General features: G+C 64.5%; 18 protein-coding genes. All 18 read right to left on the reverse strand.

Annotated features, from left to right (window positions below):
- Window positions 1-48: 48 nt before the first annotated feature.
- Window positions 49-519 (reverse strand): cytochrome c maturation protein CcmE, encoded by a 471-nt coding sequence (gene ccmE, locus PZ897_RS03645; RefSeq protein ID WP_275750029.1) that lies wholly within the window; start codon window positions 517-519, stop codon window positions 49-51.
- Window positions 516-2,138, reverse strand: coding sequence for a c-type cytochrome biogenesis protein CcmI (gene ccmI / locus PZ897_RS03650; protein ID WP_275750031.1), 1,623 nt, complete (start codon window positions 2,136-2,138; stop codon window positions 516-518). The genes ccmE and ccmI overlap by 4 nt, the downstream gene beginning before the upstream one ends.
- Window positions 2,139-2,307: 169 nt before the next feature.
- Window positions 2,308-2,757 (reverse strand): RT0821/Lpp0805 family surface protein, encoded by a 450-nt coding sequence (locus PZ897_RS03655; RefSeq protein ID WP_275750033.1) that lies wholly within the window; start codon window positions 2,755-2,757, stop codon window positions 2,308-2,310.
- Window positions 2,758-2,910: 153 nt separating this feature from the next.
- Window positions 2,911-4,293, reverse strand: coding sequence for a HAMP domain-containing sensor histidine kinase (locus PZ897_RS03660; RefSeq protein ID WP_275750035.1), 1,383 nt, complete (start codon window positions 4,291-4,293; stop codon window positions 2,911-2,913).
- Window positions 4,290-4,976 (reverse strand): response regulator transcription factor, encoded by a 687-nt coding sequence (locus tag PZ897_RS03665; RefSeq protein ID WP_275750037.1) that lies wholly within the window; start codon window positions 4,974-4,976, stop codon window positions 4,290-4,292. The genes PZ897_RS03660 and PZ897_RS03665 overlap by 4 nt, the downstream gene beginning before the upstream one ends.
- A 124-nt stretch (window positions 4,977-5,100) precedes the next feature.
- A complete protein-coding gene (locus PZ897_RS03670; protein WP_343217442.1) occupies window positions 5,101-5,340 on the reverse strand; it encodes a hypothetical protein in 240 nt (79 codons plus the stop codon).
- A gap of 150 nt (window positions 5,341-5,490) precedes the next feature.
- Window positions 5,491-5,697, reverse strand: coding sequence for a hypothetical protein (locus tag PZ897_RS03675; protein WP_275750040.1), 207 nt, complete (start codon window positions 5,695-5,697; stop codon window positions 5,491-5,493).
- Between the two features lie 30 nt (window positions 5,698-5,727).
- The gene (locus PZ897_RS03680; RefSeq protein ID WP_275750042.1) at window positions 5,728-9,579 is read right to left on the reverse strand and encodes a glycoside hydrolase/phage tail family protein; all 3,852 of its coding nucleotides are present in this window, start codon (window positions 9,577-9,579) and stop codon (window positions 5,728-5,730) included.
- A 23-nt stretch (window positions 9,580-9,602) separates the two neighbouring features.
- On the reverse strand, window positions 9,603-10,037 hold the full coding sequence (locus PZ897_RS03685) for an NlpC/P60 family protein (RefSeq protein WP_275750043.1): 435 nt from the start codon (window positions 10,035-10,037) through the stop codon (window positions 9,603-9,605).
- Entirely contained in the window at window positions 10,034-10,924 is an 891-nt protein-coding gene (locus tag PZ897_RS03690; protein WP_275750045.1) for a DUF2163 domain-containing protein, read from the reverse strand. Before PZ897_RS03690 ends, PZ897_RS03685 begins: the two co-directional genes overlap by 4 nt.
- A complete protein-coding gene (locus PZ897_RS03695; protein WP_275750047.1) occupies window positions 10,921-11,562 on the reverse strand; it encodes a DUF2460 domain-containing protein in 642 nt (213 codons plus the stop codon). The genes PZ897_RS03690 and PZ897_RS03695 overlap by 4 nt, the downstream gene beginning before the upstream one ends.
- Before the next feature lie 14 nt (window positions 11,563-11,576).
- A complete protein-coding gene (locus PZ897_RS03700) occupies window positions 11,577-12,161 on the reverse strand; it encodes a phage tail tape measure protein (RefSeq protein WP_275750049.1) in 585 nt (194 codons plus the stop codon).
- The gene (locus tag PZ897_RS03705) at window positions 12,151-12,378 is read right to left on the reverse strand and encodes a rcc01693 family protein (RefSeq protein WP_275750051.1); all 228 of its coding nucleotides are present in this window, start codon (window positions 12,376-12,378) and stop codon (window positions 12,151-12,153) included. Before PZ897_RS03705 ends, PZ897_RS03700 begins: the two co-directional genes overlap by 11 nt.
- On the reverse strand, window positions 12,375-12,788 hold the full coding sequence (locus PZ897_RS03710; RefSeq protein ID WP_275750053.1) for a gene transfer agent family protein: 414 nt from the start codon (window positions 12,786-12,788) through the stop codon (window positions 12,375-12,377). Before PZ897_RS03710 ends, PZ897_RS03705 begins: the two co-directional genes overlap by 4 nt.
- 7 nt (window positions 12,789-12,795) lie before the next feature.
- Window positions 12,796-13,203: a phage major tail protein, TP901-1 family gene (locus PZ897_RS03715; RefSeq protein WP_275750055.1), complete on the reverse strand. Its 408-nt coding sequence runs from the start codon at window positions 13,201-13,203 to the stop codon at window positions 12,796-12,798.
- A gap of 49 nt (window positions 13,204-13,252) precedes the next feature.
- Window positions 13,253-13,651, reverse strand: coding sequence for a DUF3168 domain-containing protein (locus PZ897_RS03720; protein ID WP_275750057.1), 399 nt, complete (start codon window positions 13,649-13,651; stop codon window positions 13,253-13,255).
- Complete coding sequence (locus PZ897_RS03725; protein ID WP_275750058.1) at window positions 13,648-13,983, reverse strand: phage head closure protein; 336 nt, start codon at window positions 13,981-13,983, stop codon at window positions 13,648-13,650. The genes PZ897_RS03720 and PZ897_RS03725 overlap by 4 nt, the downstream gene beginning before the upstream one ends.
- Window positions 13,983-14,549: a head-tail connector protein gene (locus PZ897_RS03730; protein ID WP_275750060.1), complete on the reverse strand. Its 567-nt coding sequence runs from the start codon at window positions 14,547-14,549 to the stop codon at window positions 13,983-13,985. The genes PZ897_RS03725 and PZ897_RS03730 overlap by 1 nt, the downstream gene beginning before the upstream one ends.
- Window positions 14,550-14,563: the final 14 nt, after the last annotated feature.

A 14,563-nucleotide genomic window follows, 5' to 3' on the forward strand; every position in this document is an offset into this window, starting at 1 on the left:
GGCGTCTTCTCCAATGCCGCGCGGCATTCCTTGCGTCCACGTCCAGGTCTATTGTGTCTGCGCCCCGGTGCCCGGTACCGGATCACCTTCCTGCCACACACCTTGCGCCTTGAGCGCATCGGCGACCTCCTTGGGCATGTAATTCTCATCGTGCTTGGCCAGCACCGAATCAGCTAAAAATGTGCCTTCTTCCGGCGAGAACGTGCCTTCTGTGACCACCCCCTGCCCTTCCCGGAACAGGTCAGGCAAAATCCCGACATACCGCACCTTGACCGAGGCATTGGTATCGGTCACCTGGAAAGTGACGGACGAATTCTGCCCCCGCGTGACGGAGCCCTGCTCAACCAGCCCGCCAAGCCGCACTCTGGTGCCCGGCGCCAGCGGCTTGGCCAGCACGTCGGTAGGGGAATTGAAAAACACGATCTGGTCGCGCAACGCGGTTGTCACCAGCGCGGCGGCGCCGGTCAGAAAGATGGCGCCGGCGGCTATGATTGACAGTCGTTTCTGCTTGCGCGTCATTGGCCATCCTCGGCAGGTTCAAGTCCCAGTTCGACGGCGAGCACCGCCAGGGCCCGGCCGCCATCGCTGCCGTCGGGGAAGGCAAGCCTTGCTTGTGCAAGAGCGGTTTCAGCCGCAGTCCGGTCCCCGAGCACGGCATAGGACCGCACCAGGCGCAGCCAGCCTTCGAGATTGTCAGGATTGTCCGCCAGCTTGGCGTCGAGCGAGGCCACCATGGTGCGAACCATCGCAGCCCGGTCTTCGCCTGACATCTGGGCCGCTTCGGCAATGTCCGTGCTGGAGGGCCCGCTCAATTCGGGGTGCGGCTTTGCGGCGGGCTCCTGCGCCCTGATCGGGGCGGAGGCAGCGCCGGCGCCGGGCAGGATGAAGGGCGTTCTGGCGGCATCTGACGGCGTGTTCACGCTCAAGTCCTGGATCGCGGCCGCTGCGGGCGCCATCGGAACGCCACCAAGCGTTGGCCGCGCCACCAGTTCCAGCTCACCAGCGAGAACGCTCAATGCCTGATGCTCGGGACCGGACGGCGGGAACACTGCAAAAGCGCGATCGAGCGCGACCTGCGCCTTGTCCCGCTGTCCCGTCACCACATGCGAGCGCACCAGTCTGAGCCACCCGGAAATGTCGTCGGGATTGTCGGCAAGCTTGGCCTCCAGCCCCTCAACCATCGAGCCGATCATCGCCTCACGCTCTTGCGAGCTCATGTTTTGTGCTGCCGCAATATCGGCGGCCGTCGGATTGCGCGGTGCGGGGCCCCCCAGACTGGACAAGGGCGCGGCGCGACTATCCTGTTCCAGGGCTGCAAGCCGGCTTTGGACGGCGGGGACCCAGGGGGCGTCGGCTGGCGCGGTGGCCAGCATGCCTTTGAACGCAACCTGGGCTTCTGTCGTCTTGCCCGATTGCTCCAGTCCGATAGCCAGAAAGAATTGCGGCCGGGGGTCGGTCGAATCAAGCTCGCGGGCGGTCTGGAATGCCAGATTGGCTTCCTCGGTCATAACCCCGCCGGCCGCCGAAAACAGAGCCTCACCAAGACTTGCCAGCCGCGTCGGTGACGGCCCAAGCAGCGAAATCGCCTTTTGAAATGCCGCCGCTGATTCCGCATGGCGTCCGGTCCTGAGATAGATCGGTCCCAGCACATCCCAGCCACGGCCATCATCAGGGTTTTCCGCCAGATGCTGCTCGGCGCGGGCAACCAGTGCGGCAATGTCGGATGTTGGCGGTTCGGCCTGCAGCCGCGCTGAGAGCGGAAGTTGCCCCAGCCCCGGTTGGCCAAGCTCAATATAGGCCGTCACCGCCGCCAGGGGCATGAAGACCGCCATGCCGATCACCGCCGCCCGCCGAACACCTCGGCTCATGCCCCGCCCGGCGTCAGCCTCAGCCATCTCAACCTTGCGCGCCGCCACAAGCAGCCGGCGCGAAATCTCGGTGCGCGCAACCTCGGCCTGAACCGGATCGACCAGACCATCGGCCAGGTCGCGGTCAATTTCGCTCAACTGATCGTTGTAGACCTCGACATCATGCGATTCCGGCACGTCTGGATCGATCAAACGCGCACGCATCACCGGCCCAAGCAGGGCCAGGGTCGCAATGGCAGTCATGATTGCGGCAATTACCCAGAACAACATGTGGCTTCAATATCCGAGCATGGTTTGTTTTCCAACAGCAATCAGGTCTGAAAACGAAATTGGGGCGTTTGGTCGCGTTGCGATCCATGCGGCCTGGGACAGATTTCCCGGCAATCCGATCCATCTGGCCGTACACGTCATGGCACCGGGCAACGGGCGGATCCGCCTGTCAGCTCAGCAGGGTCCAGCTGCCGTCATCATTGCGGCAGGCTGCGCCCTGGCCTGTCACGGCTCGTCCGCCGATGGTGGCGGCATGAGTATATTGGCGGCAGTTCTGCTGCCCGACCTGATAGGGGGTGCCGGCAGACACTTCGCCAACGGCTCCACTGGTCTGGCTGCGCCAGGCGACCTTCTGGCCGAGCGGCGCCTTTTCCAGCGCCTGGTATTCGGCTTCCAGCACACGAATTCTATCTGACGCGGTCAGGCTGTTGACCGCGTCCGGAGGCAGGATTCCGCCGTTAAGGGCGTTGAGAATGGCGCCGCTGCCGCCGATTTTCAGCGTCGAAACCGGCGCGAATGACAAGGGCTTGGTTTTGCCGATTCCAGTGCAGCCCGTGAGCGCCAGCGAAAGAACCGTCACAACACAAAGCGTCGCCACCCTCGAAAATGAAACCACCATGCTGTTGCCGTCCTCTTTCCTTGTGCGCGGCCACTTCAGCGCCTGCAGCCATTGCACACTTTCTGCCGTGACGCTGTGGCGGCATTGTGACGCAATGCTGGACCAAACCGTGAGCATAGTGGATTTTGACACCAGCACCGGCAACACTTCGGTTCAAGCCTGCGTGATCAGCGCCGGCACCGTCAGTTGCGCAGACAATCCGCCGCTTCGGGCTTGCGCCAGGGCAAAAGTGCCCTCGTATTCGGAGGCGATCTCTCCAACAATCGAGAGCCCCAGGCCGGTTCCCGGCTTGGACTCATCCAGCCTGCGCCCGCGCTTGATGGCTTCGCGCATGCCATCCTCGTCGAGACCCGGGCCGTCGTCCTCGATAGCGATGCGGTACATCGGCTTGGGTGCGTCGCAAGCCGGCGCCATGCGCACCCTGACCACCACCTCGCGGCGGGCAAATTTTGCAGCATTTTCCACCAGATTGCCGAGCGCCTCTTCCAGGTCCTGAGTTTCCATGGCCAGGAGGGCATTGCGCGGCTCGATGTCACTGGAAAAGCTCAGTTCCGGATTCAGCTTGGCCATCACCCGCAGCAGCCGCTCGATCACCGGAGCAGCTTCGGTCCGGGCCAGTACGCTGCCCCGCTGGGCGGCGATGCGCGCCCGGTCGAGATAGGTCTGAACCTGGGCCTGCATGGTTTCAGCCTGAGTGCGGACCAGACTGGCGTGCGACGGCGTCATGTCGCGGGATTCATTGATCAGCACGGCAATCGGGGTCTTGAGCGAATGCGCCAGATTCCCGACCTGCATGCGGGCGCGCTCGATGACACGCTGATTGGCTTCGATGAGGGCATTGATTTCGGCAGCCAGCGGCGCGATCTCACGCGGAAAAGTGCCGTCAAGCCGATGCGCCTCGCCGGCGCGAATCCGGCCCAGCGCCTGCCGCGCCTGGTCGAGTGGCCGCAACCCGTAGAGAATGGCGACGGCATTGACCAGAAGGCTGCCCAGCCCGAACAACGTCAGCACCAGGTAGAGATTGGTCGAAAACGCAGCGATTTCGGCTTCCAGAACCTGACGATTTCCGGCCACGCGAAACCGGGCGGCGTGCCCCTGATTGTCGAGTTCCACTTCGGTTTCGACAACTTCGAGTGGATTTCCCGCATCATCCTCGGCCCGGTAGTGACGCTGATAGCGCTCGTTGAAAGGCAGGCTTTCCATCGCCGGTGAACCAATCGCCGCCGCACCTATGGAAATCGACGCCAGTCTGGGCCCGCCCAACGCGCCCAGAGGCTCCACCAGCCAGATCCAGCCGCTGCCGGGTTGGTCAAACACCAGATCGCCCAGTTGCGGATTGCCCGCGAGATGGCCGTCCGCATCCACTGTCACCGCATTGATGACGCTGTTGAGATGGGCACGCAGCAGATCGGCAAAGGCGCGCTCGCTGCCCGCCCGGTAAAGCTGCGAAATCACAATGGCAATGGCGACGAGCGCGATCACCGCCCAGACCGAGGCAAACAGCAGAACCCGCGCGGTAAGGGATCCGCGCTTCATCCGGGATCGCCTGATTTGTCGTCCTCGGGCGGCGTCATGCGATAGCCAAGTCCACGCACGGTCTCAATCAACTCGACGCCGATCTTTTTGCGCAAGCGGCCGACAAAGACCTCGATTGTATTGGAATCCCGGTCGAAATCCTGATCATACATATGCTCGACCAGCTCGGTGCGCGACACCACCTTTCCCATGTGATGCATCAGATAGGACAACAGCCGATATTCATGGCTGGTCAGCTTCAGGGTGCTGCCGTCAACGCTGGCCTTTGACGCTTTGGTGTCAAGCCGAACCGGGCCGCAGACCATCTCGGACGACGCGTGTCCGGACGCGCGGCGGATCAGCGCTCGAATGCGCGCCATGACTTCCTCCACATGAAACGGCTTGGTGACATAGTCATCGGCACCGGCGTCAATGCCCGCCACCTTGTCGCTCCAGCGATCCCGCGCCGTCAGGATCAGCACCGGCATGAGCCGCTGGTTGGCCCGCCATTTCTCCAGCACCGTGACACCGTCCATTTCCGGCAAGCCGATGTCGAGGATCACCGCGTCATAGGGCTCCGTGTCGCCGAGAAAATGGCCTTCCTCGCCATCATAAGCGCGGTCGGTCACATAGCCCTGCTCACCAAGCGCGTCGGCCAGTTGGCGATTGAGATCCTTGTCATCCTCAACAATCAATATCCGCACGTGACTTGCTCCCCAGTGTTAGGCTCTATGTCTTCCGGCTGCCGGCTTTCAGCATCGACTCGGGCGTGGCCGCCAGTTTTCGATCACAAGGCGGGTGGCCCCGCAACTTTGAAATCGCGCAGATTCATTGAGGAACGGACACGCTGACCTTCTTCGGCCGCTCATTGCCTTTGCCCGGCACCAGCACGGTGATGACGCAGACCACCTGACCGCCTTTGGTTTGCGCGGCGGCCGACAACAGCTGTCCACCGGTCTGGCTTACCACCTGGTTGGCAGCGCCCGAGCAGTCGGCTGTAACACGGTCGATGGCGGTGCCATCGGGTGCGCGCAAGTCCGGCCCTGCGGATGCGACCGGCGGAGCCATCGCGACCTGCACTGCCAGAAGCCCAATACTGAGAATATTCACGGTCATGATCTGCCCTGAAGCGGTTGGTATCTTATCTTGGACCCAGTGATACAAGATCCTGCCTGAACCGCAAATGAATGACTGCCGGGGCAAGGCCGGTCAAGTGTGTCAGCCGATCCGGTGCTTTGCAGCGAGACGCCCGATGATGGCGACAAGTCCGCCCAGCGTGGCGCCGAGCGCGCTCAAAAGATCGATCAGCGCTTCGCGGTCGGCATCGCCGAGATCGATCCCGGCGAGACCAAGCGCGCTGGCGGCCAGCGTGACAATGGCGCCCCACAGGGTTCGGGACCGCCACCAGGGTTTGATATCGGTCATGGCTACACTCCTTTTCAAGGTGGTTGCAGTTCAAATCTGACAGGTTTGAGTCCGTGCCGTTCCCCAGGGCAGATGTTTCCCCGCCTGAGCCACGCGGAAGCTCAGTGCGCTCTGGCTGCCGCCGAAATCGGCGATTTCGTCAGCGGCCGGATAGAGCCAGCCGGGCGTTGTGGTTTCAGCGGTCCGCATCACGGTGCCGGCCTTGAGTATGTCGATCCGGTAGCGCTCGAAGCCCTCGTCATTGCCGATCTCCGCCGGCGCCCAGCTGTCGGCCGCGAGCCGGCCGCGCCGTATCCATGACAGGGCAACGCCGTCGAGCTGCCGTCTGGCGCGCAAATGCACCGGCGACAGCGGCATCAGGGCTCGCTCGCCACCGGCAAAGGTGACCGGCGCCGCCCCGCCACTGACGCCACTGGCGGCTTCCGCGATCCAGTTGAATTCGCGCCCTGCGTCATCAAGCGAAAGCCCCAGCGGCTTGATCGCCCCGTCAAGAACCAGCAAGCGTGCGCCCTGGGAGGCGCCGGCGCGCATCGCGTCATCGGTTCCGGCCTGGCCGCGCAGCAGGTTTTGCAGCCGCCACCGGCCAGCCGAAATTTCCTCGGCGGTCTCGAACTGAACGATTTCCCAGGCGTCGGCATCGGAGCTGATCGCCACTGCATTTGCGCCATTGAGCACCGACAGCCGGCTGGCTGTGGACAACCCGCCGGACGCCAGGTCCACGACAATCGAAGCGCCTGGGTCAAACCGGCCTTCGCTATCACCGGGTGGCAAGGCCGCGGCGAGGCTGCCGATTTTCGCCGGTGCCTCCAGCGTGGCGCGGGCGGCATAGCCCTCCGCTTCCACCGAACTCGACAGCACGACCGGACGCCAGGGGACGCCGAGCGCCCCGGCTCTGGCCCACCCGGTCTCGGTGGAACCAGACAGGACCGGCAGATCGGCAAAGACAACCTCCGGCGCAAAATGGGCATTGGCATCATTCGCAGATCGCGGCGTCAGCGTCTCGTCGATGGCACCCGCCGCCGCACCCGCATGCGCGACAGCCTCGATGCGGCGGACGTCGCCATCTTCGGTGCGGGCGATGCGGTAGAGGTTTGTTGGCGCCTCTTCCAGGGCGAAGCGGACCGTGTCGCCCGGTTGAAGCCGGACTGCCTGCGGCGGCAGGGCGAACCGAACCTGTCGCCGCTGCAGCCGATGATCATGCAGCCAGCGGTCCGCAGTCACACGGGCCAGTCCCGGCTCGAGCGCCAGGCCCAGCGGCAGGTCGCGCTGGCGTTGCGGCTCGCCTTCGAGACGACGTGAGCGCGCCGACGCCGCGGCGTAGTCGTTCAACGGATCGGCAAAAAGGATCATGGCCTCATTGGCAAAGCCGCTGGCCTCGCCGCGGATCTCCTCAAACAACGGCCCGGCATCGGGGTCAGCCACCAGATCAAGTGTCCGTGGTGCCGCGCCAAGCTGCAAGCGGGAAACGAAATCGAGACCATTGGCACTTTCGCGCACATCAATGGCAAAAGCCTCGGTCAGGGGCTGCAGCACCGCACGCGGCGACGCCGGGCTGGCGATCACGTGCCCGCTCACCATGCCGTCGACCCGGTCGACGTTGAAACTGGTCATGCCCGCTTCCGTCAGAACGGCGGCGATCAGGTCCTTGAGCGCCACCGTGCCCAGACGGCCGTTGAGCCAGTGACCGGTGCGCCAGTTGGGGCCATCGGACCAGATCTGCGACGACAGTGGAAACGCCGGAAAAGGCCGGGCATCCCAGGTCCAGATATGGATATGGTCGCCGGCCACCATGCCATCGGCATTTGCCGGGCCGGCCCAATACTCGAGATGAGCCTGCAAAAAGGCGCGCTGACAGAGATCGTCACGACCACCGCTCGAATACCAGGGGAGTGCTGCTTCCGACGATTTCGGATCGGGAAACAGATTGGGCTGGTTGGCCCCCTTGTCCACCGCAGGGCAGCCGAGTTCGGTCAGCCAGAACGGTTTCGAACCTGGCACCCAGGGGCTCGGGCTTGCAGCCTCGAGGCCGCCGGTCCGGTCGAAATGCTGGTTCTGCCACCAGCCGCGCAGATCCTTGATCCGGTAGAGCCAGTCCTTGCCCGCAAGCCCGTCGCTGATCGGGAGCCGCTGACGGGCGTCGCGGCCCGGCTTGTCGGCATAATACCAGTCATAGCCCTCGCCGCCGGTGATGGCCGCACGCATCGCCTCCGGATCATTGGCAAATCTGGCGCCGTCGGGATTGCCCGCCGTCAGGTCGCCATCGCGCCAGTCGCTGAGCGGCATGTAATTGTCGATGCCGACGACCCCGATGGCCGGATCCGCCCACAGCGGATCGAGATTGAAAAAGACGTCTCCTGATCCGTCATCAGGGCGATAGCCTGCATATTCGCTCCAGTCGGCGGCATAGGTCACCGTCGTTTGCCCGCCAAGCAGCGCTTTCGTCTCCGCCGCCAGCTGGATCAGCTGTTCGACGAAGGGAAACGCGCCGGTGTCATCGCGCAACCGCGTCAGCCCCTTCATTTCCGAGCCGATGATAAATCCGTCAACGCCGCCAGCCGCGATAGCCAGGCCCGCATGATGCAGAACCAGCCGCCTGTAGCCCTCATCGCCACCGGTCCAGGTGACACTGTCGCCGGAGACAACCAGATCCGACACCAGCGTTTCGCCACACAGGCTGTCGATCTCGGTACGCATCATCGCGGTGCCGTCCGGCGATCCGGGCAAGCCGGGTGCTGGCAACGCCGTGATGCGGCCGCGCCAGGGATAAACCGGCTGGCTTTGAGCGCCACCCGGATCAGGCAGGCCATTGCCCGCGGGCACATCCATCAGCACGAAGGGGTAGAGCACCACTTTCAGCCCGCGCGCCTTGAGATCGCGGATCGCCTCGATGACAGCGGTATCGTCGGGGGTGCCGCCATAGGCCGGGCCGCCGTCGGCCTTGCGGCTGACCAGATGCGCCGTGCCGCGGTCGAGCGAGCCAACCTTCCAGGGCCGGGTCTCGTCGGTTCTGGCGACAACCTCGACACCGGGGCGAAAGCGGCAATGGCCGGCACGCAGATCATCACCGAACCAGGAGGAGACCAGTGCCATCGATTTGAGATTGGGACACAGGGCCTGCAATTCGTTGATGGATTGGCTCCAGTCGGTCGAGGCCTGACGCATGTTGCGGTTGAGCACCCGTGCCGACCCCAGGCCCAGGGTCTCGCGCACCGGTGTGGTGGCATAGCCATGTTCGGTCGAGCCGGGAATGATCGCCACCGCCTCGATCGCCGGTTCCAGCGGGCCCACGGGCCGGACCACCTCGAAATGCAGGGCGGGGATGCGGTTGCCGAAATCATCCAGCGGCAGCCGCTCGAACACCACATAGGCAAGGCCGCGCCAGGCCGGCACGCGGCCTGCCCCCTGTTTGGCCTCGATCAGCGGATCGGGCAATTGCGTCGCGGTTCCGTGATAGATCCGCATCTCGAATGTCTCGAGATCGAGTTCGCGCCCGTCGGCCCAAACCCGTCTGACAAAGGCAATCGGGCCTTCGCACAGGCCGAGCGCAAAATTGGCATGGTACTGATAGCTCTCGACCTTGGGCCCCCTGCCCTTGCCGCCCTGACGTTGCTGCGTCACGGTCTCCTCAAAGCGCGTCGCCCAGATCAGCGTTCCGGCGATCCGCATCGCACCATGGACCCTGAGAACCGGCGAGCCTTCGTCTGCCGAGGGTATGCGCGCACCGCTCAGACCCCGGCCACGCACGGTGCGTGTGGCGTTGATCAGGCTCATGTCAAGCATGCCGCCGACGGTGGCGCCGAGCGCCGACCCGAGCGCGGTGCCGACCGGGCCGAAGACGCCGCCGAGGGCTGCACCCGCCACCTGCAGAAGAAGTGTCGCCATGATGATGTCTCTCGTTTTGTCCGTCAGGGGAACCGGTGCACCGCCGCGATCCGCCGCCGCCAGGAAGTGACCAGCACGCTTTCGATCACTCCGGCCGGTTCATAGGCATGAATGAAATGGTCGGGGCCGGAGAGAATGCCGGCGTGCTTGGCCATCATCCCGTCGCGCCAGCGAAACAGGATGATGTCGCCTGCCCGCGCGTCCTGGATCGGAATGGAATTGCCGCAATGCCGCCGCGCCGCCAGGATCAGCCGGTCGGTTCCAGATCGCTCGGCCCAGTCGGGCGCATAGGGGCCCGGCTCTTCAGCCTGCCGACCGGTGACCTCCCTGTAGACACCGCGCACCAGGCCGAGGCAATCGCAGCCGGCACCCTTCTGCCCGCCCTGATGACGATAGGGTGTCCCGATCCAGGCGCGCGCCGCGTCGACAATGGCCTGCCCCGCGTCCGCGCCGCTCATGGCACGATTGGACGGCCATCATGGACCGTGTCTGAATCGGCATATCCGTAAGCAAAATCGCTGCCGGGCAGGAATGGAAAACCCTGAAAATTGAATCCGTTGGCGAACTTGGCTGAACAGGCTTCATATGACTTGTCACAGCCGGCGGAGACGTGCATCCGGTCGCCCGGCGCGGGCAACCGCGCCAGCGGCGTCCACAGCCCAAGCCGCGCACCGGCGGCCTCGACCGCGTGGCTGGAGATGTCGAACGACACGCCTGACAGCAAACCCGACGTGAAGCGGAGGTGGCCGTTGTCGAACCAGGCTGCCGGCCTGTCCTCAACACCGCTGACAATCAGCGTCATCTCATCGATGACTTCGACAAGGGTGCCGGTCAGCCTGAATGGTGGGGCTGAAAAATCCTTGCCACAGCGTCCGTCGCCCAAATCAGCATCGCACCGCCGCCCGTACAGCCGACCATGCGGCTGGTCGAGCCGAGCCGCCAGACTGCGCAGCTCGGCGCTGAACGCCGGTCCGGCAGCACGCACCTCCCCCAGTTCCCGGGTCGACAACAAGGCGTGATCGGAGGGCGTTTGCCAATTGACCAGAAAGGTCTCGACCCGGGCACCATCATAGCGCCCCAGCGCCAGGTCGTCGCTGCTGATCGCCGCATCGGAGAAGGCCCCGGCCACACTGGCGGCGTCGGCCTCGAGCCCCAGCCCGGTTTCCACCTCGCTGGCGCGAAACCCGGTGGCGGCGGAAAACACCGTTCCATCGAATTCGAGCGTGTGGTCATGCTCGGTAAAACCCAGCACCAGGCCATCGGTCCGGGTCAGCCGCCAGGCATGGCAGATCGTCGTCGATGTCTGGGCCAGATGGGCGCTCAAGGTTTGGGAAATCTCCCTCATGGCTTGATCTCCAGCAATGGCACATTCGGCACCGACCCCGCCTTGAAGGCCGCCAGGCTGATTTCGATGCGGTCGGTGTCAAAGCGCACCGGAATGTCGAATTCATAGCCAGCCGTCACCACCCCCCCGGGCGCAGGAACAACTGCCGCCGCAATCGTCACCAGCCCGGCAGTGTGATCGACCGCGTAATCGCCCGGGTCCAAAACCAGGCCGTCAATTGCCAGCACGACGCTGCCCTCACCGGGTTTTTCAATCCGGCGAACAGTCGCCCCGCCGGCGTCAGCATAGGTCTTGCTGAGGTCAAACTGGGCCTGGATCCCGTCGCCGGTCCCAATCTGCTGGTCGATGGCTGTAACCGCCTGTCCCGGCGGGCAGGAAGCGTGATCGACCGGATCGCGGAACCGGAACCCGTAGAGCTGGCCGCGCCGCGCTTCGAAAAACGCGGTCAGTTCGTACAGATCCCCGAGACTGCGCAAACCGGTGCCCACGTCATAGCGCCGCCGCGCATCGGCCCAGCGCGCATTGCGGGTTTCGCCACCATTCGACAGCGCCACGATATCGGTGCGCCGGCCCGGCCCGCCGCTGGCGCTGAGCGACAGACGCAGCGGAAAGCGGACCTCATGAAAGCCGTTGGTCATCACGTTCACCTTTGCTACAAGCCACGCCGGCCACGGCCAACGGCGCGGGCCAGCATGGCCGTCACCTGCGCCTCGGATTTTGAAAAGCTTGCCGCATCGGGCGTCGTCACGTTGAAGGTCACCTGGACCGCCGGCGCCGCATTGTCCGCGGCAACACCCAGCCGCCCGTCGGACCCACGCTGCAGCGGCAGGATTGCTTCCGCACCCGCTTCGCCCATCAGCCCGACATCGCCACCCTGGATTGGAAAATACGAAGGCCCGCCGACCACGCCGCCATCAGCAAATTGCGTCAGACGGCCGGGCACGCCGCCATTGGCAAAGGGCAGCAGCCGGCCCAGATTTGCCGACAGGCCGGCAATCGAGCTGCTTATCAACTGGTCGAGCGGCTTCATCCCCGCATCTAGCGCAATGCCGACCATGCGCGCGCCCAGTGTGCGCAACACATCATCGAGCTTGCGGCCGTCCACGGTCGCCGATTTCAACGCACCCGACAGCGCGCCGCCAAAGGCATCAGCCTTTTGTCTGAGCTCATAAAGCGCCTGATCAGCGCCGTTGAGATTCAGATCGACATCAACCTCGAAGTTCGGCTCATCGGTCATCGGTTTTGTCCTTTGCAGATCGGGTGTCGGGAAACAGCGCCATCAGCGCCTCCAGCCCTTGCCGATTGGTGAGAGTTGGCGCCTCGGCTGCGCCCGTCAGCGCGCTGAGTTCGGGCACACTCAACCGCCAGAACTGGTCGGGAGGCAGCCGCAGGCGGCCAAGGCCGAAACGGATCACGGACGCCCAGGGGAACAACGTCCGGTCCGGCTCCGTCACCTTATTGCCGCCTGCGGCCCGGGAGGGTTTTGCCGGTCGTCGGCAACCGGCTCCTCCCGATCTGATGCTGTGAGTGCAGTCGCGCCGGCGGGCTCGCCGTCAAAACTCGCCCACAGCAGTTCGGTGGCAATCCGGGCGAAGCCACTCACCCCGCCCTCGGTCGACATCTGGGCCACATCCTCGTCGCTGAGCCGGTTTCCCGCGCCGCGCAATCCGGCGCCAACGATGCGGATGATGTCGCTGGCCGAAAGCCGGCCTGCCGCGAACCGGCCCGCCAGATCGGCAAGGTTATCGACACCAAAGCCACTTTCCAGCTCGGCCAGTGCGCCAAGCGTCAGGCACAACAGTCGGGTCTCGCCATCGAAGATCGCCGCGATTTCGCCGCGATGGCGATTGGGGTGAACAGGCATGGCCGCCTCACGCCGCGGCAAAGCTGAGCGCGCCAGCCGATTCCAGCGCGATCTCGAAGGTCATCTCGCCATCGTGACGTCCGGAATATTCGAGTGCTGTGATCTGGAACGGCCCGGTGACGGTGCCAAAATCCGGGATCGCCACCTGCCAGGCGCGGATCTCGGTGGCAAAGAACACGCTTCGTGTCAGCGCGTCGCTGATCTGATCCTTGAACAGCCCGCCGCCCGACAGCGACGCCCGCTGCATCCCGGCGCCGCCGAGCAATTCGCGCCAGCGCCCGGCGGATTCGGCGTCGGTGATGTCAACGGCCTGCGCGTTGAAGGCCAGCCGCCGGACACGCAAGCCGGCGATGGTGACGAAATTCCCGCCATCATCGATCTTGATGAGCAGGTCCTTGCCTTTCTGGGCGGTCATCGAAATGTCCTTTCCATCTGCTGGTGTGGATTATCGGCGCGCCGCGCGATCACGGCTCGGTCACCGCGCGAAACCGCAGCTGCGCCAGATGCAGCCCGGTCTTGGGCGCCCGGCGGCTGACGGTTCTTTCGTGGCGGAGATTGATCAGCACCGCGCCCTCGAGCGACAGAGCGGCGTCATGCAGAGCGGCGCGCACCGCAGCGGCCAATTCGACCGCCTGTTTGCGGCCGTTCTGCTTGCTCCAGGCCTCGATCTGAAAGCGATGTTCGCTGGCATCCTCGTCACCACTGGAAAAATCTCTGGTCGTCATCTCGCCCAGCACCAGATAAGGCGGCTCGGCGCGGCTGATCAGCCGGTCGAATATCCGCCCGGCGCCGATGATCGCAATCACATCCGGGTCAGAGCCCAGATGCGCGACCACCGCTTTCTGCAAGGCATTGGCGCTCATGGCAGGCTCTCCTCGCATTCGCAGACCAGATAGCGCCGGGTCTCGTCCGGATCACGCGACGCGCGGATTTCCAGAGTGCGGCCGCGATGGACAAAGCGCATGGCGTGCCGCACATCGTCGCGATAGCGGATGGTGACGCGATGGATGACCGGCGCCATCGCTGCACCTGCGGTCTCACGCGAGCCGGCGCGCAGCGGTTCAATCCGCCCCCACAGGGTGGCAACAGGCTCCCAGTTCCCGGTCACGCCGCCCTGACCGTCGGTCAGCTGCGCAGGCGCTTCGAGCAGCAGCCGGGCGCTCAGACAGCCGGCATCGACAAACAACGCCGCCATCACAACGCCCGCCTTTGCCAGGGACCGATCAGTCGGTCGTAGCCCGCCGGAATGGAAGCCGGTTGCATGTCCGCGGTCACAGCGCCGCGGAATTCATAAAGATGCGCAGAATGGATCAAAATCGCCCGCTTCAGTTCAGGCGGCACTTCGGCTGCAGTGTTGAAACCGGCGGTAAACTCGATCTCGATACCGTTGATCGGCTGGCTCGGACGTGTCCGGTCCCGCACCACCAGCCGCGCCGGATGCGCCGTGCCGTCGAGCAGCAGGCCGGAGAGGTCGAGGTTTTGCTCCACGCCATCGGCGTCATAAAGCAGAATCGCATCAACGGTTTGCACCGGCGTTCTCATCAAGGGAATCACCTCGCTGCGTGGCCAGTCATCAAGCACCAGGCGAAAGCTCTGGCTCATCAAGGCCATGCCGGTGGCTGCTTCGAGATGGGCGCGAGCCACCCGGATCAGGCCTTCGAGCAGATCGTCTTCATCGCTCGCATCGATGCGCAGATGCGCTTTCACCTCGGCGAGCGTCACCGGTTCCGCCAGCGGCGGATCGGTCTGGATTAAGGTCATGGCAGTCTCCGGGA

It is taken from the genome of Hoeflea sp. YIM 152468 (assembly GCF_029210485.1).
Classification (GTDB): Bacteria; Pseudomonadota; Alphaproteobacteria; order Rhizobiales; family Rhizobiaceae; genus Hoeflea.